Here is a 23,264-nt window from a genome sequence, read left to right as displayed (position 1 = left end):
ATTTGCGGGTGTAACTCAATGGTAGAGTGCTAGCCTTCCAAGCTAGTTACGAGGGTTCGATTCCCTTCACCCGCTCCAATTATTTTTTGAAGTTACTTGAAAAAATAAGTTAAATATGGTAATATATATATATAAATTCATATCGGGGTGTGGCGCAGATGGGAGCGCGCGTGGTTTGGGACCATGAGGTCGCAGGTTCAATCCCTGTCACCCCGACCACTTTTAACACAATCATGCGGGTGTAACTCAATGGTAGAGTGCTAGCCTTCCAAGCTAGTTACGAGGGTTCGATTCCCTTCACCCGCTCCAGAAAAAGATAGCTTAATAGCTATCTTTTTTTGTTGTATAAAATATTTATTATGGTAATTAAATTAAAAAGCAATAATATAAGTTTTTGCATAAGTTTTTATTAAAGTGTAAATCTATAACTATATATCTAATTAAAATATTGTTAATAGAGAGGTGTGAATTAATTGAAAAATATATTTCAGATATATAGAAGAGATTTGAAGATGCTTTTTACAAACTATGTTGCAATTATAATTATTTTAGGATTATGTATTTTACCATCTTTGTATGCATGGTTTAATATTAAAGCTTGCTGGGATCCATATGGAAATACTAAGGGGATTAAAGTAGCTGTTGTAAATAAGGATTCTGGATATAAATTTGATAACATGGATTTAAAATTAGGAGAGGAAATTGTTTCAGAATTAAAAAAAATCATGATATTGGATGGGTTTTTACAGATCAAAAGGATGCAGATTATGGGGTTAATCATGGCAAATACTATGCAAGTATTATAATTACAGAAACATTTTCAAAAGATATTACTTCATTTTTGGGAAAAAGCCCTAAAAAACCTCAGCTTATATATAATGTTAATGAAAAAATTAATGCAGTAGCACCTAAAATAACAGAAAAGGGTGCATCTAGCTTACAAGAGACAGTATCTAAAAATTTTATTGAGATGGTTAACGGTGTTATATTTGAAAATTTTAATAAAATAGGTGTTGAAATCGAAGGACAAAGACCTACTTTAAAAAAAATAATTAATGTAATTTCTGACTTAAATAATAACATGGATGAAATTGAAACAGTAATAAATGAACTTTATGAGGGGTCAATAACTGCCAAGGAATTTATAGATAAAATTACAAGTAATATTCCAATTTTAAAAGAAACTTTGAATTCAGCAATAGAAGTGGGAAATCAGAGTGAAAAGTTTATTCAAAGAGGTAAAGAAGATATAGATACTATAGCTCCATTCGTAAAAGAAAGCTTAATATTTATAAGAGATAAAGCCAAAGAAATTAATATAATAATAGAAGGAATAGTAGATTCTACAAATGGAGTTGAAGTAACAGATGGACTTAAAAGGATTCGAACATTATTTTATAACATGGATGCAAGGATAACAAACTTAGTAGATACTATAGACAGAATTAACAATGTAGCTAACAATGAAGTTTTAGAACAATTATCGGCACAGTTAAAAAGTTTTTCTCAAAGAATTAATGAAAAAATACAAGTAGTGGATCAATTGATTAAAGCTGCAAGCGAAGGGCAAACTATTGGTAAGGATGCTTTAGAAGGATTAAAAGATATAAATAATGATATAATTAACTTTTTAGATAAAAAGATAAATTCTTTTGATTCAGAGCTTAAACCAGCATTAGATAATGTTATAAATAAATTAAATACAATAGTAGATAATTCATTGAATTTATTAAATGAAGCAAAGGGAGATATTCCTAAAGTAGAACAAATATTAGAAATAGGAGAAAAAGGTAGTGAATTAGGCATAGAGGGAATAGAAGAGCTTAAGAAAAATTTACCTTATATAAGAGAAACTTTATCTAAGATTAATGATAAAACTACTATTTTTCAAGATGAAAAAATTGTAGATAAAATATTAGAATTATTAAAAATAGATCCTAATGTTGCAAAAACATTTATATCTACACCAGTGGAACTAGTAGAAAATGATTTATATAAGATTCCTAACTATGGTTCTGCCATGTCACCATTCTATACAGTTTTAGCAATATGGGTAGGTACATTAATTCTATCTTCTATATTAACTGTGGATGTATATGAATTTGATGATAAGAGAATTTTAAAAAATTATGAGAAATTTTTTGGGAAATATTTATTTTTCCTAACAATAGCACTTATTCAGGGATTAATTGTTGCTATAGGAGATAAGTATTTACTTGGATGTTATATTGTAAATATGAAATTATTTATAATATCTACAATAATATCCTCTGTAGTATTTTCTATGATAGTCTATACTTTAGTTTCTGTTTTTGGTAACGTAGGTAAAGCCATTGGAGTTATATTATTAGTACTTCAGGTTGCAGGCTCTGGAGGGACTTTTCCAATAGAAGTAACACCACCATTTTTCCAAGCTATTAATCCATTTCTACCATTTACATATGCAATAGGAGTTATGAGGGAAGCAGTAGCTGGGCCGATAAGGGATAATGTGATTTATGATATAAAAATGTTAATAATATACTTTATAGGTGCAGTATTTATTGGTGTTATTTTGAAAAAACCTTTAGATAATATAACTGAAAAATTTAATAAGAAATTTAAGGAAAGTGGATTGTCTGAATAAAAATAAAGCTGTAAGGTATCTTACAGCTTTATTTTTAAAATTAATTATTTTGTTCAATCAATTTTAGTATACAATCATAAGAAAGGGTTTCCTTATCCATTAGTTCGTTAGCTAAAATATTAAGATTATCTATATTGTCTAATAAAAGTGTTTTCGTTTTAAAATATAAAGTATCTATTGTGTCTTTACATTCATCTAACACCATTTTAGCACTAGCATTTTGAATTGATGTTGGCATCTCTGAAAGTCTTAAAAGTCCGAGAGATTTCCCCATACCATACTCAGCTATCATATTGTAAATCATATTACTACTTTGTTTTAAATCACTATAAGCACCGGTAGTAATATGATTTTCACCAAAAATAAGTTCTTCTGCAGCTCTACCACCTAAAAAAACCATAATTTTTTTTGATAAATACTCTAAATTTTGATAACTTTTATCAGTAGGTAAAGTTAAAGTATATCCACCAGCACCTTTGGTAGTTGGAATAATACTTACTTTTGATACTTTTTCTTCAGGAAGTTCTAACAATGAAATTAAACAATGCCCAGCTTCATGATATGCTGTTATCTTTTTATCTTCATATTTAAAAGATGAAGTATTAATTTTTTCATGTCCAGCAATTATTGTTGAAAAAGCTGTGTCTATATGTGCGTTAGTAATAAAATCACTAGATTCCTTACAAGCAAGTATCGCAGCTTCATTTATTAAATTTTCAATTTTAGCACCGGAAAAATAAGCAGTTTTAATTGCTATATCTTTTATATTTAAATCATTAAAAGGTTTATTTTTAAGATGCAATGAAATAATTTTTTCTCTTGCTGATACATCAGGGAGACCTATCTCAATATGTCTATCAAATCTGCCAGGTCTTAAAAGGGCAGGATCTAGTATATCTAATCTATTAGTAGCCGCAATAACAATTATACCTTCATCATCATTGAATCCAGACATTTCAGTCAATAGAGCATTTAGTGTTTGATCTTTTTCTTCAGAACTACCATTAGTGCTATTGCTACGTTTTTTACCAATAGCATCAATTTCATCAATAAAAATAACAGCTTTTTTATGTGCCTTAGCTTTTTTAAATAGGTTACGAACTCTACTAGCACCAACACCTACATAAACTTGAATAAAGTCTGAACCGGATACTGCATAAAATGGAACATTGGCTTCACCAGCTATAGCCTTAGCAAGCAAAGTTTTACCAGTTCCAGGATCTCCATATAAAATTACTCCTTTAGGAACACGAGCACCATATTTTTTATATTTTTCAGGGAATTTAAGGTAATCAACAATATCTTTAACACTTTCTTTAGCTTCTTCATTACCAGCTAAAGAATTAAAATTAAATTTTTCTTTTGCAGTTGAAGATACATCTTCTGTATTTAAAGAAGATATGCCACCTTTTGATTTCTTTTTAGAAATTGTAGAAATAGTTAAATAGCCTATAGAAATTATTAAAAATATAGAAGATATTGTTTGTAACATATATGTATTTGATTTATCTTTTACGGAAACATTTTTGCTAAGTAATGTTTCTCTTAATGTATTGCTATCTGGATTATCTGTTAAATAGCTTGTCCCATTGTTTAAAAGAACTTCTATCTTAGGAGATGGAACTAAATAAACAGTAGATACGGAATGGTTATTTAAATCATTTAAAAACTCATTATAGGGTTTAAAATCTATTTTTGAACTTTTAAAGCTTATTGCTACCATTATAGAAAAAGATATAAGTATGGTGGCAATTGCTGTAATAAAGTAAATTTTATTTTCATTTTTTTTCACTTATAAAAACCCTCCTTAAAAGTTATTATATTAATCAATAAAAAAAGGCAATCAAGAATTAAAGGAGCTTGATTGCCTAGGTGAATTATAGTAATTAAAGTTTAAAAATATAAATTTTAAAGATGGCTAATATATTTTAAAAAATTATATTATTATATTCACCAATAACTACAAGCTATAATATAATTATATTTGTTTTGAAAACTATGTCTAATTAAAATCATATAAATTGGTAATGTAAGTTATGGAAATATAGTTAATTAATAAATAGTTAAAAATAAGAACCACGAAATATGAAATTCATGGTTCTTATTTTATGTTATGTATTTTATATTATTTAAAATAGATTTTTCCAGCATCCATTTTTTCGATTATTGCTAAAGATTCTACTTTTATATCTTTTTCTTCAAGAACTTTTCTTCCTGGTTGGAATCCTTTTTCTATAACAATACCTACTCCTACAACATTAGCTTCCCCTTGCTTTATAATGTCTATTAAACCTAGTGCTGCACACCCGTTAGCTAAAAAATCATCTATTATTAGGATGTTTTCACCTTTTTTAATGAAATTTTTTGATGCCATAACAGTATAATCTTTTTTCTTTGTAAATGAATGTACCTTACTTGTATATAGTTCGCTATCTATATTCAATGAATCTGTTTTTTTAGCAAAAACTACTGGAACATAGTCAAAATATTGAGCAGCTATTCCTGCTATAGCAATTCCAGATGCTTCTATAGTCAATATCTTATCTATTTTATGATCTTTAAATCTTTCTTTAAATTCTTTTCCAATCTCATTGAAAAATTTTATATCCATTTGATGATTTAAAAATTTATCTACTTTCAAAATATTTCCTTCTCTAACAACACCTTCAGTTAAGATTTTATTTTTTAAAATTTCCATATTATACCTCCAATAGTAACTTTATAACATTTAAATTAATATATTAAAAAATCCTAGACCAATTGTCTGTCTAGGAATATATTAAATAATAACTTGTAGTTAATTATTTAAATAAAGATATATACTCATATCTTTACTTTATATTCGTAGTCAGGAATTTCAGGCATCCTGGTAGAAACGCTCAAACCTCAATATATATTGATATAATTAAGCATATACGAAACTTATATTTAATTTTAATATGTAAATATATTAAATAAAATTATAACACATATGGATATGGAATTTCAAAAATAACTTTATTTAAATTAAAGAAGGCGCCTTTTAAGGTCATATAAAAGACGCCTTTTTCTTAAATAACTTCTATTGTTTTGAATTGTGGATCATAAGTTCTTATAACTGTTGCTGGAATTCCAACAGCGGTACTATTGCTTGGAATTGGCTTTACTACTACAGAGTTAGCTCCAATCTTAGAATTATCACCAATAGTTATAGGACCTAAAATTTTAGCACCACAACCTATAATTACATTATTGCCTATAGTTGGATGACGTTTACCACTATGATGACCTGTACCTCCTAAAGTTACGCCGTGATATATTACTACATCTTCACCAACTATAGCTGTTTCTCCGATTACAACACCCATACCATGGTCAATAAAAAGTCTTCTACCAATTTTAGCGCCAGGATGAATTTCTATGCCTGTTAAAGACCTGCTAAATTGAGAAATCAGTCTAGCTAGAAAATAAAAGTTATGATTGTATAATTTATTTGAAATCCTATAGAAAAGCAAGGCATATATACATGGATATAAAAATCCTTCTGGAGTGCTTTTGATAGCAGGGTCTTGCTTTTTTATAGTTTTTAAGTCTTCTCTAAGATATTTAAACATTAAAGTCACATCCTTATATTAGTATCTATGAAAAAACATTCATAGAAATATACTTTTCGCCACCATCTGGAGAAATTGCTAAGACTTTGTGATTAGGACCTAATTTTTTTGCTATTTGAATTGCAGCGAAAACATTTGCTCCAGATGAAATTCCAAGGAACAATCCTTCTAATTTAGCTAAATCATTAGCTGTTTTAAAAGCATCTTCATCACTTACAGTTATTATTGAATCTACAATTGATGGATCGAAAAGTTTAGGAATAAAACCAGCACCAATACCCTGTATTTTATGAGGTGATGGTTTTTTACCAGATATTACTGCTGAATTGAAAGGTTCTACTGCAATTATTTCAACAGAGGAATTATATTCTTTTAATTTTTTACCTATACCTGTAATTGTTCCAGAAGTACCTACACCAGCAACAAAGGCAGATAAGTTTGGTAAATCCTCTATTATTTCTAGTGCAGTGCTTTCATAATGCTTTTTAGGATTATTAATATTTTCAAATTGTTGAGGTATAAAATAATTAGGATTTTTACTAGAAAGCTCTAAAGCCTTTTCTATAGCACCATTCATTCCTTTGCTGCCATCAGTAAGAATTAATTCAGCACCATAAGCTTTAATTAAGTTTCTTCTTTCTAAACTCATAGTCTCCGGCATAACTAGAGCAACTTTGTATCCTTTAAGACGACCAATCATGGCTAAAGCTATACCAGTATTTCCGCTTGTAGGCTCTAAAATTATAGAGTTAGGATTTAAAAGTCCTTCCTTTTCAGCAGCTTCTATCATTCCAAGAGCAGCTCTATCTTTAATACTTCCTGCAGGGTTATATTTTTCAAGCTTTACATAAACCTCAGCCATATCCTTTGAAGTTAATGAATTTAATTTTATTATAGGTGTTTTACCTATCATATCTAAAATGTTTTCGTATAACATAATTTACCTCCTAAATTTTTAATAATACATTAAGTTAATAGATTAAAGCTTTAAATCGTTTTACTATAAGTTTTTATTTAATTTATGAATTGCAATTCTATATAAAAAGGGTATAAAAAAACTCCGTCTCTATAAATAAGAGACGAAGATTATATACTCCGTGGTTCCACTCTAATTGGGTAAAAAAACCCCACTTGAAAATCGAATACAAATTTATATTCTATCGCTATAACAGGCGAACCTGGAAATCCATACTAGAAGGCATATTTCTATTTGAATAATACCTACTTTCAGAACTCAGCTCAGAAGGGCACTTCTCATAAACCTATATTAGGAGTATTATATTAAATAATAAACCTTAAAGGATTCTCACCAACACCTTTTCTCTGTGAATTAGTATTTATGATACTTTTCTTCTTCAACGCATTTTAAAATTAATGTTATTATAAAACAATTATAAGTATATAGCAAGTAAGAAAAATGAAAAATTTATTTTAATATTAAATAATACATGAGATATCTATTTTTATATCAAATAATAAACCGGTTAGCTATTGGAAAATTCAATACTATAAAAAATAATAAAATTTTTTGAAATTAACTAGAAGTTTTTATTAAATTTAAGTATATTGTATAAGTAGAGAAAGGTATAATGCTTTTTATAATATACTTGTCAATACAGTGACATATAGACGATGTATTGTAAGTAAGTATTATATAAAAAATAAGTTCAAATTTAAAACATTAGGAACATATTTAGCTCGTTATTAATAAAATTTTTTTATATATGAATTTGATAAATGATTATATATTCCTAATAATAATTAAAATAGTTGATAATTAAAATTTATAATAAAATATTATATTATATATAGTATTTAAGGAGTGAAAAATTGTGATACTAAAAAATCAAATAAAATTCTTACAAAGGTCTTATGAGAATGTTGAAAAATTCAATTTTTACTTAAGTATATCTAATCCTAAGGAAAGTTGTGAAGTAGCCTTAGTATTGAAAAGACATTATCAGTGGGTTTTAAAAAATTCATTTTGTAAAGAGGTTGAAGATAATCAATTAATAAAATTTTTTAATGATTTAGTTAAAGATTTAAGCTATATACCTGCAGCAAAGTTAGAATATGATGATCTTAAAAAACTTGTAACATGTCACTTTTCTTTAGGAGAATTATACATACAAAAAAATAATAGAAGTTTTGCACAAGAGCATTTTGAAAAAGTTATAGAAGTACTTTCAGTTATCACTAAAGAACAAAGTAGACTTTTTAATATGGTTCAAGATAATAGTGATATTACTATATTTGAATTATCTATGTGGGCAAGAAAAAACTTGGGGGATATATGTAGCGATGTAGAAAAATCTTTGGAGCTTTATGAACAAATTGTAAGTGATAGAGAATTTTTATTCCTAGAAAAAAATAAATGTATATATTATGCAGCTAAGACAATAAGTGATGTGGATAGAGCTTATGAGGCAGCAATAAATGTATTAAAAGTTATACCATATTATGAGAACGTAGATAAAGATGTAGTAGTATTTTTAAAAGATAAAGAAAGCTATATAAAATCTTTAGAGATTTGTTATAATCAATATTTAAAAACTAAGGATAAATATTTTATAGATATTGCATCACAATGTTGTAAAGAAACTAAAAATTTTACAATGGAATATCTTCAAAAGGTAATAGAAATTTTAAATGAAACATTATATTCATTAGATTTTAAACAATGGAAATTACTTTCTAAAACATTATATGATGGAATAAAAAATGATGATATTTTATTTGAGGGATTTGTAAAATACTTAAATAACATGCTAATAAAAATAAGTTATAAAAATGGGGACTATAAGTATTTTGATGTTTGTATAGATATTTTAAGAGAAGTTTATGATGATATAGATAGTAAAAAGTACAATAATAAATTAGTTAGAGATTTAGAAGAAAATATAATATTTTATTTCATGGTTGCTGCTTTTAATAATGGATTTTATGATGAAAGTATTGAGTGTTCAACAAAATTATTATCAATAAATGAAATACGCAAGATAGATTTTGATGTGAATATAATAAATGAAGTACTTAGAATTAGTGTAAATAAACTAACAGGAACTAAAAATACACTGGAAAGTTATCCGTGGAGTGATTTAGTTGGTAAGTTAAAGGATATTAGTAAAAAGTGTGATAGGGACACTGATATAGAATATAATGAACAATGTAGAATTATGGGAAGAGGAATAAAGGTATTAGAAATATTACCTAAATATATAGATGAAGAAAGTATTTTAGATAAATTAATTGAAGAGAATGGTGAATTTAAAGAAAAAGTAGATAAAGAAGAGTATGTAATTTTAGAAAGTAGTCAAAGAAATTTAGATTTAGCGGATATATCTGTTGTAATGTTAAAAACTAGCAGTGGAGATTTAAAACAAGATATATTAAACTCAGTAGAAATATATAAAAAGAAAAATTTAAATAAAGTTTTATTTGTTATAAAAGGGGTAGAATATTTTACTAAAAAGATATTGAAGAGTTTAATAATTGGTTGGAAAAAACAGGATTTAATATAAATATTTCATTCTATAATGGTAAAAATTACAATGATGTACTTGAAAAAATACAAGTATTACATCCTAATAATATAACTATGTATAGATATAATGAATTTTATAATAACCTTTCTAAAGAATTGAATTATATAAATCAAGAGTGTGAAGATGAATTCTTGAAAAAAGGTTTAGAAGTTCAACTTATGGAAGAAGCTAGCTTTAAGTATAAAGAGTTTGATGATGAAGTGAAATCTAATATAGAAAACTTTAAAGATAGGGTAACTCAAGATACTAATTTATTGCAGGAATATATTAATACAAAAATAAATACTATTGTTCCAGCAGTAATAGAAGAAAATGTTAAAGTGGTTGACGAATTAAAAGAAAGTAAAAATATTAGAGAAGAAGCTAGAAACAAAGTTTCAGAAGAGATTTTAATATGGTATAAAGAGAATATGAATAAGCTTATGAAAAGTCAATTTGATATATTCTTAAGTAAATATGAAAAGATATATTTTAATGAGTTAGAAGTTATAAGAAATATAAATAATAATACTAACAAGGTTATACCAATATCAGGAGAATTTGCTAAGGAATTTAAAGAAATTAAATTTATAGAAAATCATAAATTAAAAGAAAAAATTTCTATGTGTTATGAGGATTATATAAATAGTTTAGATGATGAAATAAGTTTATTCCCTAAAAAGAATGTTTTGAAGAATTTAACATCTGGTTTATCTACTATATTTTCAAAGCAGAATGAAAAAGATGGTGGTAAATATGAAACTATAAAAAGAGAAATTATAGAAGATTCTATAATAGTGTGTGATAATTTATACTCTGCTATATTTAGTTCAGTAGAAGAATTAACTTTAAAATTACATTTGGAAATAGAAAATGTATATAAAGAATTATTAGAGGGACTAGCTCAATATAAATTATTATCAAATAAAATTTTAGAAATCAAAAAAATAGAAAGAACAGAATTAAAAAATAGAAATAATGAAATAAGCAAAAATATAGAGTTTGTTAATGTTCAACTTGAAAAATATAAGAAACAAATTCTTCAGGGATTAGTTTATAATAAGGGATTTGTTTATAAAGCATAATAAAAGTAGTAGAAGGTGTAAAAAATAAACACCTTCTATTACTTTTATTAATTAGAATTTATTAGACATTAATTTATTTACAAATCTAGCTAAGAGATTAAGATTTTCTTTTCTTGAACTATGTGAATTTGTTATAAGCTCGTTAATATAATCTAAAATATCCTTAACAAAGGTAGTGCTATAAAGATAGTTAACAATATCCTTTGGGTTGTGTTCAAAAGAGTTGATTATGTGAGCAATAGAATTTATTACATAGTCATTCTGCCTTTCTAATAAATCTAAATTTATAGATTCAGTATTAAAAATTTTTCTAGAACACATATCATCGTACAGTATTTCTATAAGATTATCTATTCTTAAGTTAGCCTCAAGTGAATTTAATTTTTTATTCTATTAAAAGTATAATTCCAACTATCTTCTAGTAATTTCATGTAAATTCTACTTTTGTTAGGAAAGTAATTAAAAACTGTACCAATTGGAAGATTGCATTTTTTTGCAATAAGTTTCATATCAACTTTTTCATAACCTCTTTGAATAAACAAATCTTTTGCACAATTAATTATACTACTTTCAACATCTTTATTATTGATATTGGGCACTGTCAAACCACCTCATAAATTATTATTTACTTGTACAAAATGTACAATTTAAAAAGTATATAATAATGATTATAGGTTTGGACAAAAGAGTTTGTCAACCTAAATAAAATACACAATAAATAATGAGTTATATTTAAAATTGAATAAATTTTGAATATATAAAACATAATATTCACAAGAGGTGATATTTATGAATAAAAATCAATCAAAAAATGAAAATTTAACTGTTCAAAAAGTAAGAAAAAATTCTGAAGGTGATATAACTGATGTTATGCTATCTAATGGAGAGGCTTATCCTATAAAACAAGCAATAGACATGACCAAAAATGGAATGATAAATGGCGTTAATGTGGGAAAAGCTAAGAATGGAAGAGAGTTCATAAAAAGTAATCCTAATGGAACAGAAGAAGATAATTTAAGCAATAAACCAATATTTTAAATATATATATATTTGTTAATATAAAAAAAGAAAAGGTGTACTATAGATTCACTCCCATATTATCTGTTTGACAGATAGGGATTTAATTTATAGCACACCTTTTTATTAATTTTTCAATTTATAGTTAGCGTTAGTAACATTAAAATTGTCTTTAAGCCCATCACTTAAATATATTTCATTATCTTTAGTTATAAAAATAGCATCTATATTTTCTAAAGAATTTATGAATTTTAATCCTTCATCACAGCCAAGGGCAAATGTAGTGGTAGATAATGCATCACCATCAACAGATTTATCACTAATTATAGTTACACCTAAAAGATCATTTTCATAAGGGTAACCAGTTTTAGGGTTAAGTATATGATGATATTTTTTACCGTTTTCCTCAAAAAAGCGTTCATATACACCAGAAGTAACTATGGATTTATCATTAACTAATAAATTTCCTACAGTACTATTTGAGTCATTAGGATCTTGTATACCTATTCGCCACTTAGTACCATCTTCTTTATTTCCTAAGATATATAAATTTCCACCAAGGTTAATCATAGCACTATTAACATTGTGCTTTTTTAATATATCAGTAAGTACATCTGCAGCATAGCCTTTGGCAATACCACCTAAATCAATAATCATATTAGGGTTTTTAAGGAAAACAGTTTTATTGCTATCATCCAAAATAACATCTTTATAGTTTATAAAAGATTTTTTTTCATTAATTTCTGTATCGCTAGGAAGACGAGCAGAATCAGTTCCTATGCCCCAAAGTTTAACAATAGGACCAATAGTTATATCAAAGTTTCCATTAGATAAAGAACTATAGCTTATTCCACTTTTTATAATATTATATGTATCATTGCTTACTGAAACTGCTGATTTCCCAGACATGTTATTAACCTTATCAAGTTCTGTATTTTCTTTATTTATACTAACTAAATTTTCTAAATCAGTAAGTTTATTAAAACATTCATCTAATATAGAACTATCTTTTGAATCAAAAATTTGAACTGTACATACAGTACCCATAATAAGTTCAGTTCTTGAAAGTGGTTCTGATGGTGTTTTTGAACAACCAACTAAAAATAGTATAGATAAAATAACAAAAGTAAAAGAATATTTTTTAAGTTTATTCATATTTTATCCTCCGTTTAATATATAGAATATAAGTAAATAAAATTACATTTTTTTATATTATATCATAAAAAAGCTTTAGGATTTTAACCTAAAGCTTTTAGAAAACTATAAATTATTTTGAAGGCTTAACTTTAATAGTGTCAGTATTACCTTTATTAGCTGCATTTAAAGCTTCTTTAGCTAATAATTTAAAATCATTAGATGAAGTAGTTGCACCAGAAATGTTATCTATTTCATCTACATTTCCTTTTTCAACTAATGCAGTGCTAAATTCTTTTGAGAACTTAGCAGGATAAGAATCAGAAGCTTTTTTCATGTTTTCTTCATATTCTTTATCTTCACTTTTAAGTTTTCCTTCAGCATTTACATAATCAGATTTAGCTTCTGTTATTTTTCCATCTGCAACTTTTATTTCAACAAAGCCTACCCAACCATGGTCATCAGCTTCAGAATATTCAGCTTTATAACTTCCGTCTTGTGGACCTTTAGCAGTTGAAGAACCACATCCAACTAATAGTGTTCCTGCTACTAATGTTGCACCTATAATACTAACTAATTTTTTGTTCATAAAAAAACCCCCTGTTAAAACTAAAATAAATTTTATTTTATATTGACTAAAAAAAACAATAAATTTAATAAATTCAATTTCAAGAATTCTCTATTTATTATTAATTTTATATAAAAAATAAGAAAAAGTAAAGATTATTATAGAAAAATTAAAATAAATTTAAAAAAAAGCTCTATTTAGCCAAATTTCATATGTAACAGTTAAATAGTAGGTTAAAACAGGGAATTATAAAAATTTAAATTTTAAATTATACAAAAATAGCAGTTATTTATTTATCAATTTTAAAAAAGTGAAGGAATATAATTTCACTTTGAAAAATTTAAAAATTAAGTTACTTTCTATAAGGTAGTTTCATTAAATATTTACTTGAAAATAATAAAAAACTAGAAAGCTACAAGTTATTTTAGTAAAATAACTATAATAAGGCATATTCATTGTATTAAGATTTATTATTTTATATGCCTAAAACAAATTGATAGGATGGAAAGGTGATATGAAAGTTATAAAAAAATTAGATATTATAATTATAGTTATTCTTTTTTTATATCCTTTATACCGTATTTGGTGTTTTATGTAAATAATTCAGGTGTAATATCAGAACAAATTTATGCAGTAGTAACTAGTGATGGAAAAGTTTTTAAAGAAATAAGACTTGATAATCATGTAGGAGAAGAGGAATTTAAATTAGAAACTAAAAACGGATATAATATTATAAAAGTGATGGATAATAAAATAGGTATAATTGACTCTGATTGTAAAGATAAAGTTTGTAAACAAGTTGGATATATACATAGGGTAGGTGAAACTGTAGTTTGCTTACCCCATAAAGTTGTAATTGAAATAAAAGGAAACATAAAAAATAATAATACTGAAGAAGATTTTATATCTGGATAGGAGAATATTGTGAAGAAAACTAGCAAATTAGTATATATATCATTGTTGATATCTCAAGCATTAGTTTTACATATAGTAGAGGGTATGCTTCCTATACCATTTATAACTCCAGGTGCAAGACTTGGATTATCCAATATCATAACGGTTATAGCATTATATACTTTAAATTATAAAGAAACATTTTTAGTATTGGCAATTAGAATAGTACTATCAGTTATGTTTGGTGGAAGTGTGTCAAGACTAATGTATAGTTTAGGTGGAGCAATTTTTAGCTTTATATCAATGGCTGTAATTAAAAAATTATTAAAGAATAAAGTAAGTATAATAGGTGTAAGTGTTATAGGTGCTGTATTTCATAATATAGGTCAATTAATAGTAGCATCATTAATTGTTGAAACATGGGGTGTTTTATTATATCTACCTATACTTACTATAGCAGGAATTGGAACAGGAATTTTTGTAGGGTTTACTTCATATTATGCTTTAAGTCATTTAAAAACAATTAATAAAAAAATGAACAATGGTTTTATGTAAAGTAAATGAATTATTTTAAAATTTAATAGATTTGATTAAAAAGTAAACTGAATTTTATTTTTTGTGAATAATTAATATAAAACAAAGAATAAAAATTCAGTTTTTTATAATTTATATATTCTATTTTAAATTTATTAATTTTATATTTTAAAATAGTTAAATTGAATTTTATTTAAAATACAAATAAAATATATTATAAACAAAAAATTGTTATATTCTTTAAAAGAATAACAGATTAATTAATACATTTTAGTTTGAAAAATTATATAGATTATAAAAAATAATTAAAAGATATAGAATATTTCATAAATAGAGTGTATAATAAAATTGAGTTTACAGAAAATTCTTTGAGAAATATAGATTTTATAAAAATTAATGATAATATATTTATTAAAGTTATTTAAAAATATATTACAAAATTTTAATGATTTTAAAGTCATTGATACTTGAATAGATAAATATATATAGATTAAGTTGCGATAAAAATTTTTAGACTATTCATATATTTATAAATTTTTATCTATAAATATACGAGTATAAAATTATGGGGTATAATAGAATGATTTGTTAATAAAAAACAAATATATAGGCTAGACACTATATAGTTAATTAAATGTCAAAAATGTAATCATTTACCATTGAATACAAAGAATCTATTTAAAATTCAAATAGTATAAAATATAATATTAGATTAAGTTATATTAAGGTGTTAAAGTTTTATATAATAAATAACTTATAGTTTATTAATAGTTAAATTTTTATGTTTAAATTTATACAATCATTAATAAAAGTTAACAATATATCATATTCTATTAATGATATAGGGAAACAAGCTAAAATTTAAGATTATTCAAATAGATTTAAAATATTTTCATTTTAAATGTAGGTTGAATTTAGATGGTTCAAAGCTTGCATCACTCTTTTGGGTATTCAAATTTCAAAATAAATTTTGATGGTAATTTGAAACCTTATAAAAAGAAAAACATAAAATTTATACTTAACTAAAATTAATAAAAAATTTTAGAAAAATCTTATTTTGCTTTTATTTTAAATGTATAGATTTAAATATTAATTTAAATACAAATTATTAAAATATTTTTATTTAGGGGGATTTTAATCATGAGAGAAGTAGTAATTGCTAGTGCAGTAAGAACACCTATAGGTTCATTTGGAGGTGGCTTATCTAAATTTTCAGCTGTAGACTTAGGAGTTTTAACAGCTAAAGAGGCAATAAAAAGAGCTGGAATAAGTGCAGATGTTATAGATGAAGCTATAATCGGTTGTGTTTTATCAGGTGGATTAGGACAAAACGTTGCTCGTCAAATTGCTGTAAAAGCTGGATTAAAAGAAGAATCAACAGCTATGTCAATAAATAAAGTTTGTGGATCAGGTCTTAGAGCAGTTAGTTTAGCAGCACAAATAATTAAAGCTGGCGATGCTGATGTTATGTTAGTAGGTGGAGCAGAAAGCATGAGTACTGCACCATATGTTTTACCAAATAACAGATGGGGACAAAGAATGGGTGACGGAACAGTTGTAGATACAATGATAAAAGATGGTTTATGGGAAGCATTTAACAACTATCATATGGGAATAACAGCTGAAAACGTTGCTGAAAAATACGGCATAACTAGAGAAATGCAAGATGAATTTGCTTTAAATAGTCAATTAAAAGCAGAGAGAGCAATAAAAGAAGGAAGATTCAAAGATGAAATAGTTCCAGTTGAAGTTCCTCAAAGAAAAAAAGATCCAATAATATTTGATACTGATGAGTTCCCAAAATTTAATATGACAATAGAAAAGTTAGCTAAGTTAAAGCCAGCATTTAAAAAAGATGGTACAGTAACAGCAGGAAATGCATCAGGAATAAATGATGGATCAGCAATGTTAATTGTGATGTCTAAAGAAAAAGCTGATGAATTAGGAGTAAAACCTTTAGCAACTATTAAATCTTACGGATCAGCAGGTTTAGATCCAAAAATAATGGGTTGTGGACCAATTCCAGCTACAAAAAAAGCATTAGAAAAAGCTAATTTAAAAATTGAAGATATAGATTTAATTGAAGCTAATGAAGCTTTTGCATCTCAATCTATAGCAGTTGCAAAAGATTTAAATTTAAATACAGAAATAGTAAATGTTAATGGAGGAGCTATAGCATTAGGTCATCCAATCGGTGCATCAGGTGCTAGAATTTTAGTTTCTTTAATTCATGAAATGGCTAAAAGAGATTGTAAAACAGGTCTTGCTACACTATGCATAGGTGGTGGACAAGGAACTGCTTTAATAGTAGAAAGATAATAATTTAAAAGTTATACTATATTTACAAGGGAGATTAATTAATTTTAATTTCCCTTTTTTAAGTGAATAAAATATTAAATAGAATGATTACATAAATAGTTATTTTTATTATAAAATTATAATTTATTTATTAATAAAAGCTTTGCATTACTTATTTTAAAGTATTGCAAAGCTTTTAATTTTTTATAGAGTGTTATAAATATGTCAATTAGTATGTGATGTAAAATAAGAAAATAGAAAAATAAAATAAAATAAAAAATATGTTATAAAAATTATAAATCTGGGTTCTATATATATGAGTGTACAAAATTATAAAAGTAAAATAAATATTTATAAGAATTTAAAATTAATTTACATATTAAATAAAGATAAACTTTACAAATAGAACTAGGAGAGGATTTAACATTTATGGAATTTGAAGAATTATTTAAAGAATATTATGTGTATGTTGTTAAGCAAGTTATGAGAATTGTTAAAGATCAGGCTATAGCTGAAGATTTATCACAAGAAGTGTTTATGCAATTATACAAAATAAATTGGAGAGAAATTGAAAATGTTACAGGATGGTTTAATAAATCAGCTATATATGTTTCATACAATTATTTAAGATCAGAAAAAAGACATAAAGCTCGTATAGAAAAAGTAGGTAGTTTTATAGAAGAAGATATGGAGATGGTTGATGAACAATATATTCGAAAGGAGGAAATTGAAAATGTACGGAATGTTATGGAAAAATTAAAAGAACAAGATAAAAAACTTTTATTATTGAGATACTCAGGACTTAAATATAAAGAAATAGCAGAGATACTACAAATAGAAACGTCTAATGTAGGAACAATGTTAGTTAGAGCTCAGAAAAAATTTAGAGATGTTTATAGAGAAAACTGGAGGTAAAAATATGAAGTGTTATGATTCAGGAATATTACAATCATATATTGATGGAGAACTTTCATTAGAAATGATGAAAAAAGTATCTAAGCATTTAGATAGTTGTAAGGTTTGTCAGAGTGAATTTAATAAACTATTAGAAATTAATGAATGGGAAATTGAACTAAGAAATCAGGATATACAAAGAGAAACAATTGATGTTGAAAAAGCATGGAATAGATTAGAAGATAATTTAAATAATCAAAACATAATTAGTAAAATTAGAGGAGTGTTTATAAATATGAATAAAAGAAATTTAAAAAAAATTACTACAGTTACAATGGCAGCCTTAATGATAATGGCTTTACCTATGGCAGCAAAAGGAGTGCAGAGTTTATTTTCAACTTATGTGCTAGAAGATTCTATTGTTAATGAAACACTAGTTAGGGAAGATGGAACAGTTGTAGATGGAACTAAAAATGGTCAGTTTCAAACTTTAGATAAAAAGATTATAGATAAGGATATTACTATTCATTTAACAGATTTATATGTTTCAGAATCTAGAGTATCTATTAATTATAGAATAGAGGATAAAGATGGAAATCGTATTCCTGTTGAGTATGATACTAAAGGCTTAGATTTAAAATATGATGGTATTAAAGATGGAAAACAAGTAGATGATCCTGAATATTATTTAGATAAAAAAGAGGGTACATTCTCAACACTTACATTTTTACAAAGTGAAGAAGGTCGTTCACCTTTCGAATTGTTTAAAGATGGAAATAAACTAGAAATAGGTATTCGTGAGCTTGGAGAGAAAACAGAAGGAACTGTAACATTTGTTGGTTTTAATCCTTTAGAATATCCTGTGAATTTGGATATAAACGTTAATAGAATAGGAAAAGTTGTAGGTTCATGGAAGGGGCAAATTGAAATTAATCCCAATAAATAAGTTTTAGGTAAAGAATATTAATTGGTTATAAAATAAAAAGCATTATTCAAAAGAATGATGCTTTTCCATTTTGAGAATTAAAGATGCTTGAAAATATTGTTTTAAAATTAAATATTATAAATAAATCAATGGTTATTTATAACTTATTCTATTGGGAAAATTTTTCACTGTATATTATAAGTAGATATACTAAAAATATTTATATTAGATTAATAAATATTTTTAGTGAGGTGAACTGTTAATGAAAAATAATAAAAGGAATATATGTGTGGTAGTAGTAGGCGTTATAATATTTTTTTAATAACATTTATATCATATTATATTTATGTTAAATCTAACACAGATAAATATGAATCTATAATATATCCTAATGTAAAAATTCAAGGATATAATGTAGGTGGACTCACTAAAGATGATGCAAAAAGATTATTAAATGCCAAATTTGAAACTCCTTTAGAAAAAAGTGGTATAATTATGGACTTTAAAGGGGAGAAAATTACTATTCCTTACAAAGATATAAAAGCTAATTATGATATTGATAAAGTTGTAGATAAGGCATTTAATTATGGAAAAGATAAAAATATTTATGAGAAATATAAGCTTATAAAAAAGCCACAAGAAGTAAACTTAAGTTTAAGTTTTACTCATGATAAAAATATAGTTATAGATATATTAAATAAACTAGAACAAAACTTAAATAAAGAAAGTGTAGATGCAAAAATTGATTTGATTGATGGAAAATTTATAATAACTCCACATAAAAATAAAGAAGAAATAGATAAAGATAAAATTTTAATGGACATAGAATCACTGATAATATCTAATAGAAATTTAAATGCAAAGTATAATATTAAAGTTACAGAAAAAACTCCGAATATAACTACAGAGAATTTAAAAAATATAAATAGGCTTATAGGAAGTGCAAGAACCAAAATATCTCCAGGTGATGACGGCAGATCTAAAAATATAGAACTTTGTACTAATAGTAATAATGGTATATTAATAATGAATGGAAGTACATATAGTTTTAATGAATTAATTGGAGATACTACTGCAGCAAAAGGATATGTACCATCAAAGATAATAATAGATGGAAAACTTGAAGATGGAATTGGTGGAGGAATATGCCAAGTATCTACAACACTTCATAATGCTATATTAAATTCTGGAATAATACCTACAGAACGAAAAAATCATGATATGCCTGTAAGATACACAAATTTAGGCATGGATGCAACAATAGCTTATGATTATATAGATTATAAATTTTCTAATACATTAGGATATCCTTTATATATACAAAGTTACATAGAGAATAATGAAGTGGTTTTTAATATATATTCTAATAATTCTTTAAAGAGTAGAAATTATGAGTTTTTACAAGAAGTTTATTGGGAAAAGCCAATAGAAACAGAGTATATAATTGATAATACAATTGCTAGTGGTGATATGAAAATTAAAAATCCAGGTAGTATAGGTTATAAAGTAAAAACTTATAGAAATGTATATGAAAATAGTGAATTAATAGAATCTAAACTTTTATATGATGATTATTATAAACCTGTTAATAAAGTTATTCTAAAGCATAAGTAGCTCTAAAAGTTATATAGATAAGAAAAGTAAAATTTAAGCCTACATATAAATTTAAAAGTTTGTATTAATTTATAGAGTTTAAATCTACATAAGATAAAACTTTTGACAAATATTTTCAAAAGTTTTGTTTTTATTTAAATATAAATTTAAATAAGAAAATCGAAGATAATTTATAAAATTATTTAAAATCAGTTAAATTTGTAATAATTATGACACTGGAAAAGTACTATCTATATGGTATACTTATAGATGAAATTATGATAAATTTATTTAATAGTTGTTATAGAAATTTAAAATCATGATTAAATTATACTTGAAGGGTTTTAATTTCTAAAAGGGTTATGATAAGATTATAGTTCTTTAATAAAGCTAACTTTAAAATGATAACAAATATTAAAATTCAACAGATAAATTAAAGTTTTGGCTTGTTTCACTATAATACTTTAAGTTTTTTAAAAAATATGAAAGGAATTTTATTATATGGGCGAGGACTTAAAAAAAGATAAAAAATCAAAAACTTCAAAAATTAAAAAATAATAAAAAACTAAAAATTGGAATGGCAATTTCTGCATTAGTAGTAGTTATTGCTATAGGTGGTGGAACTGCATACGTTAAAAGTACAGTTTCTAAATATGAAAATGCTATATATCCAGGTATGAGGATACAAGGTATCGACCTTTCAGGAAAAACAAAAGAAGAAGCTGTAAAAATTATAGACCAAAATTATAAAAATAATATGGAAAAAAAGAAGATTGTAGTAAAAGCAGGTGGAAAAAACTATGATATAAATTATAAAGATTTATCTTTAAAATTTGACTACGAAAAAACAGTAGATGATGTTCTAAAAGAAGGTAAAAATAATTCTACATTTGAAAAATTCAAGATGATAAAAAATGGCGAAGTTAAAGACCATGAAATCAAATTTACTTATGATGTAAAACCAATAGATGAAAAAGTAAATGCTATTGCAAATGAACTTAATAAACCTAAAACAGAAGCTACTATATCAGGTTATGGCGGTAATTTTAACATAACACCAGAACAAGTAGGATCTAAGTTAGATATGGAAAGCTTAAAAGCAGAAATAATTAATAAAATGACTAAATCTAGTGCTTCTGAAAAGGAAGTTGTTATAGAAGGTAAAATGGTAGAGGACAAGCCTACTATTACTAAAGATGAGTTGGCTAAAATAGATACTTTAATATCAACTTATAGTACAAACTATGATCCTTCAAATTATAATAAAAGTGTAAATATTGAACTAGGCGCTAGTACTGTAAATGGAACATTGTTAATGCCTGGAGAAAAATTTAGTTTTAATACAATAGTAGGAGATACTACACCGGATAAAGGATATATGTCTGGAATAGAAATAGTAGGTGATAAATTAGAGACTGGATATGGTGGAGGAATATGCCAAGTTTCAAGTACTCTACATAATGCAGTTTTGAGAATGGGAATTTTACCAGACTCTAGATTAAATCATAATTTGCCAGTATCTTATGTTCCTTTAGGATTAGATGCAACTATATCTTATGGTGGGGTGGATTATATATTTACTAATTCTACAAATTATCCAATATATATAGAAGGTGTTGCCGGTGGAGGAACAGTTACTTTTAATATGTACTCTAACTCAGCTGTAAAAACATCTAAAAGTTATGAATTTACTAGTGAAGAATATGAAACTATACCAACAACTACAGAATATAAAGATGATTCTACATTGGCAGCAGGCAAAGAAGAAGTAACACAAAATGGATCTATTGGACATAAAGTTAAGGCCTATAGATTAACATATGAGAATGGGGTATTAATAAATACTGAATTAATAAATACTGACACATATCAGCCATTACCTACGATAATTAGAAGAGGTACAGGAAAGGCCGAAACAAAAAAAGACGAAACTAAAAAAGACGAGTCTAAAAAAGATGAACCTAAAAAGGAAGAATCTAAGCCACAAGATTCAAAGCCAGACGATTCTAAACCAGAAGATTCAAAACCGAATGAATCAAAACCGAATTAATAATTATATAGATTAAATTAAAAGAGCGTCCAGTTATAAGGAGGCTCTTTTAATTTAAAATAATATATATTAATGTTTGATATTGCTAATAATATTTATAAAAAAGAATATTATTATGAAAGCAACAAAAATATCTATAATACCTTTTGTAAAAGATGAGGCTATGTTAAATACCAATAAAAGACTTTGTCTTAAAGAATATATTCCATATTGAAAGATAGATATTGTTGAAAGTATTAAAGTTACTATGCTTCCACCTATACATAAAAGTAAAGCTATTTTCTTTAAAAAAATAGTATTTTCTTTATTAAGTTCAAGTATTTTAAGCATTATAAGAATGGTAACTCCTATTATTAAAGCTTCTAAACTATTGATAAGGATTAAAGATATTGATAAAAAATAACATAATAAAACCAATGATTCTGTTTTAAGTTTTGTTATTTTTTTATGGGAAGGTAAAAATATTTTCCTTGTGGAAAAAGTTACTCTTAAAAATAAATCAAAAATAAATAAAATTAATAATATATTA

Annotated in this window: 20 protein-coding genes, 3 tRNA genes and 1 riboswitch; of the genes, 15 read left to right on the top strand and 8 right to left on the bottom strand. The window is 25.5% G+C overall.

The window, feature by feature from the left end; genetic code table 11:
- The first annotated feature begins 4 nt into the window (after positions 1-4).
- The 5 genes from CSGHG_RS05050 (at position 5) to CSGHG_RS19925 (ending at position 2,626) form a co-directional block, all read left to right on the top strand.
- Positions 5-78 (top strand) — tRNA-Gly (locus CSGHG_RS05050).
- A gap of 65 nt (positions 79-143) precedes the next feature.
- A tRNA-Pro gene (locus CSGHG_RS05045) sits at positions 144-219 on the top strand.
- A gap of 16 nt (positions 220-235) precedes the next feature.
- Positions 236-309: transfer RNA gene (locus CSGHG_RS05040), tRNA-Gly, on the top strand.
- A 164-nt stretch (positions 310-473) separates the two neighbouring features.
- A complete protein-coding gene (locus tag CSGHG_RS21750; RefSeq protein ID WP_052314782.1) occupies positions 474-806 on the top strand; it encodes a YhgE/Pip domain-containing protein in 333 nt (110 codons plus the stop codon).
- Positions 807-841: 35 nt separating this feature from the next.
- Positions 842-2,626 carry a YhgE/Pip family protein gene (locus CSGHG_RS19925; RefSeq protein ID WP_052314781.1) on the top strand — a complete coding sequence of 595 codons (1,785 nt, stop codon included), beginning with the start codon at positions 842-844 and terminating at the stop codon, positions 2,624-2,626.
- 40 nt (positions 2,627-2,666) lie between these two features.
- Here CSGHG_RS19925 and CSGHG_RS05030 read toward each other — a convergent pair whose 3' ends face one another.
- From CSGHG_RS05030 to cysK, 4 genes are all read right to left on the bottom strand, one after another.
- Complete coding sequence (locus CSGHG_RS05030; protein WP_010293203.1) at positions 2,667-4,418, bottom strand: ATP-dependent metallopeptidase FtsH/Yme1/Tma family protein; 1,752 nt, start codon at positions 4,416-4,418, stop codon at positions 2,667-2,669.
- 333 nt (positions 4,419-4,751) lie between these two features.
- Complete coding sequence (locus tag CSGHG_RS05025) at positions 4,752-5,324, bottom strand: xanthine phosphoribosyltransferase (protein ID WP_010293202.1); 573 nt, start codon at positions 5,322-5,324, stop codon at positions 4,752-4,754.
- A gap of 127 nt (positions 5,325-5,451) precedes the next feature.
- Positions 5,452-5,565: riboswitch (purine riboswitch) on the bottom strand.
- A gap of 111 nt (positions 5,566-5,676) precedes the next feature.
- Positions 5,677-6,219 carry a serine O-acetyltransferase EpsC gene (gene epsC, locus CSGHG_RS05020; protein ID WP_010293201.1) on the bottom strand — a complete coding sequence of 181 codons (543 nt, stop codon included), beginning with the start codon at positions 6,217-6,219 and terminating at the stop codon, positions 5,677-5,679.
- A gap of 25 nt (positions 6,220-6,244) precedes the next feature.
- Positions 6,245-7,156 carry a cysteine synthase A gene (gene cysK, locus CSGHG_RS05015; RefSeq protein WP_010293200.1) on the bottom strand — a complete coding sequence of 304 codons (912 nt, stop codon included), beginning with the start codon at positions 7,154-7,156 and terminating at the stop codon, positions 6,245-6,247.
- A gap of 895 nt (positions 7,157-8,051) precedes the next feature.
- Between cysK and fliS the strand changes: the two genes are divergently transcribed.
- Both fliS and CSGHG_RS05005 read left to right on the top strand, forming a co-directional pair.
- The gene (fliS, locus tag CSGHG_RS05010) at positions 8,052-9,740 is read left to right on the top strand and encodes a flagellar export chaperone FliS (protein WP_010293199.1); all 1,689 of its coding nucleotides are present in this window, start codon (positions 8,052-8,054) and stop codon (positions 9,738-9,740) included.
- Positions 9,716-10,828, top strand: a complete 1,113-nt coding sequence (locus tag CSGHG_RS05005; RefSeq protein ID WP_010293195.1) for a hypothetical protein — start codon at positions 9,716-9,718, stop codon at positions 10,826-10,828. Before fliS ends, CSGHG_RS05005 begins: the two co-directional genes overlap by 25 nt.
- Before the next feature lie 51 nt (positions 10,829-10,879).
- Here CSGHG_RS05005 and CSGHG_RS23045 read toward each other — a convergent pair whose 3' ends face one another.
- Complete coding sequence (locus CSGHG_RS23045) at positions 10,880-11,149, bottom strand: hypothetical protein (RefSeq protein WP_010293194.1); 270 nt, start codon at positions 11,147-11,149, stop codon at positions 10,880-10,882.
- Between the two features lie 56 nt (positions 11,150-11,205).
- Positions 11,206-11,427: a TetR/AcrR family transcriptional regulator gene (locus CSGHG_RS05000; protein WP_010293193.1), complete on the bottom strand. Its 222-nt coding sequence runs from the start codon at positions 11,425-11,427 to the stop codon at positions 11,206-11,208.
- Positions 11,428-11,617: 190 nt separating this feature from the next.
- Here CSGHG_RS05000 and CSGHG_RS04995 point away from each other — a divergent pair, with 190 nt between their 5' ends.
- Positions 11,618-11,866 (top strand): DUF3892 domain-containing protein, encoded by a 249-nt coding sequence (locus tag CSGHG_RS04995; RefSeq protein ID WP_010293192.1) that lies wholly within the window; start codon positions 11,618-11,620, stop codon positions 11,864-11,866.
- A gap of 105 nt (positions 11,867-11,971) precedes the next feature.
- Here the strand turns inward: CSGHG_RS04995 and CSGHG_RS04990 are convergent, their stop codons facing one another.
- Entirely contained in the window at positions 11,972-13,000 is a 1,029-nt protein-coding gene (locus CSGHG_RS04990; protein ID WP_010293191.1) for an FAD:protein FMN transferase, read from the bottom strand.
- Between the two features lie 112 nt (positions 13,001-13,112).
- Complete coding sequence (locus tag CSGHG_RS04985; RefSeq protein WP_010293190.1) at positions 13,113-13,568, bottom strand: FMN-binding protein; 456 nt, start codon at positions 13,566-13,568, stop codon at positions 13,113-13,115.
- A 564-nt stretch (positions 13,569-14,132) separates the two neighbouring features.
- Here CSGHG_RS04985 and CSGHG_RS19920 point away from each other — a divergent pair.
- The 7 genes from CSGHG_RS19920 (at position 14,133) to CSGHG_RS19915 (ending at position 22,735) form a co-directional block, all read left to right on the top strand.
- Positions 14,133-14,462, top strand: a complete 330-nt coding sequence (locus CSGHG_RS19920; protein ID WP_010293187.1) for a NusG domain II-containing protein — start codon at positions 14,133-14,135, stop codon at positions 14,460-14,462.
- Positions 14,463-14,471: 9 nt separating this feature from the next.
- On the top strand, positions 14,472-14,996 hold the full coding sequence (locus CSGHG_RS04975; protein ID WP_010293186.1) for a Gx transporter family protein: 525 nt from the start codon (positions 14,472-14,474) through the stop codon (positions 14,994-14,996).
- A gap of 1,119 nt (positions 14,997-16,115) precedes the next feature.
- Positions 16,116-17,294 carry an acetyl-CoA C-acetyltransferase gene (locus CSGHG_RS04970; protein ID WP_010293185.1) on the top strand — a complete coding sequence of 393 codons (1,179 nt, stop codon included), beginning with the start codon at positions 16,116-16,118 and terminating at the stop codon, positions 17,292-17,294.
- Between the two features lie 408 nt (positions 17,295-17,702).
- A complete protein-coding gene (locus CSGHG_RS04965; protein WP_010293183.1) occupies positions 17,703-18,188 on the top strand; it encodes an RNA polymerase sigma factor SigX in 486 nt (161 codons plus the stop codon).
- Between the two features lie 4 nt (positions 18,189-18,192).
- Complete coding sequence (locus tag CSGHG_RS04960; RefSeq protein ID WP_010293182.1) at positions 18,193-19,113, top strand: zf-HC2 domain-containing protein; 921 nt, start codon at positions 18,193-18,195, stop codon at positions 19,111-19,113.
- Between the two features lie 264 nt (positions 19,114-19,377).
- On the top strand, positions 19,378-20,706 hold the full coding sequence (locus CSGHG_RS04955; RefSeq protein ID WP_010293181.1) for a VanW family protein: 1,329 nt from the start codon (positions 19,378-19,380) through the stop codon (positions 20,704-20,706).
- A 556-nt stretch (positions 20,707-21,262) separates the two neighbouring features.
- On the top strand, positions 21,263-22,735 hold the full coding sequence (locus CSGHG_RS19915; RefSeq protein ID WP_010293180.1) for a VanW family protein: 1,473 nt from the start codon (positions 21,263-21,265) through the stop codon (positions 22,733-22,735).
- The last annotated feature ends 529 nt before the right edge of the window (positions 22,736-23,264 follow it).

The organism is Clostridium senegalense JC122 (assembly GCF_000285575.1).
Lineage (GTDB): Bacteria > Bacillota > Clostridia > Clostridiales > Clostridiaceae > Clostridium_J > Clostridium_J senegalense.
This window is presented reverse-complemented; position numbering and strand designations above follow the sequence as displayed.

Bases quoted from the DNA above. Each gene is read 5' to 3' on its own strand.
- CSGHG_RS04955 (WP_010293181.1), top strand. From the start codon at position 19,378: ATGTGTGGTAGTAGTAGGCGTTATAATATTTTTTTAATAACATTTATA.
- CSGHG_RS04970 (WP_010293185.1), top strand. From the start codon at position 16,116: ATGAGAGAAGTAGTAATTGCTAGTGCAGTAAGAACACCTATAGGTTCA.
- CSGHG_RS04990 (WP_010293191.1), bottom strand. From the start codon at position 13,000: ATGAATAAACTTAAAAAATATTCTTTTACTTTTGTTATTTTATCTATA.
- CSGHG_RS04965 (WP_010293183.1), top strand. From the start codon at position 17,703: ATGGAATTTGAAGAATTATTTAAAGAATATTATGTGTATGTTGTTAAG.
- CSGHG_RS05025 (WP_010293202.1), bottom strand. From the start codon at position 5,324: ATGGAAATTTTAAAAAATAAAATCTTAACTGAAGGTGTTGTTAGAGAA.
- CSGHG_RS19915 (WP_010293180.1), top strand. From the start codon at position 21,263: ATGGCAATTTCTGCATTAGTAGTAGTTATTGCTATAGGTGGTGGAACT.
- epsC (WP_010293201.1), bottom strand. From the start codon at position 6,219: ATGTTTAAATATCTTAGAGAAGACTTAAAAACTATAAAAAAGCAAGAC.
- CSGHG_RS04995 (WP_010293192.1), top strand. From the start codon at position 11,618: ATGAATAAAAATCAATCAAAAAATGAAAATTTAACTGTTCAAAAAGTA.
- CSGHG_RS04985 (WP_010293190.1), bottom strand. From the start codon at position 13,568: ATGAACAAAAAATTAGTTAGTATTATAGGTGCAACATTAGTAGCAGGA.
- cysK (WP_010293200.1), bottom strand. From the start codon at position 7,156: ATGTTATACGAAAACATTTTAGATATGATAGGTAAAACACCTATAATA.
- CSGHG_RS04960 (WP_010293182.1), top strand. From the start codon at position 18,193: ATGAAGTGTTATGATTCAGGAATATTACAATCATATATTGATGGAGAA.
- CSGHG_RS23045 (WP_010293194.1), bottom strand. From the start codon at position 11,149: ATGTGTTCTAGAAAAATTTTTAATACTGAATCTATAAATTTAGATTTA.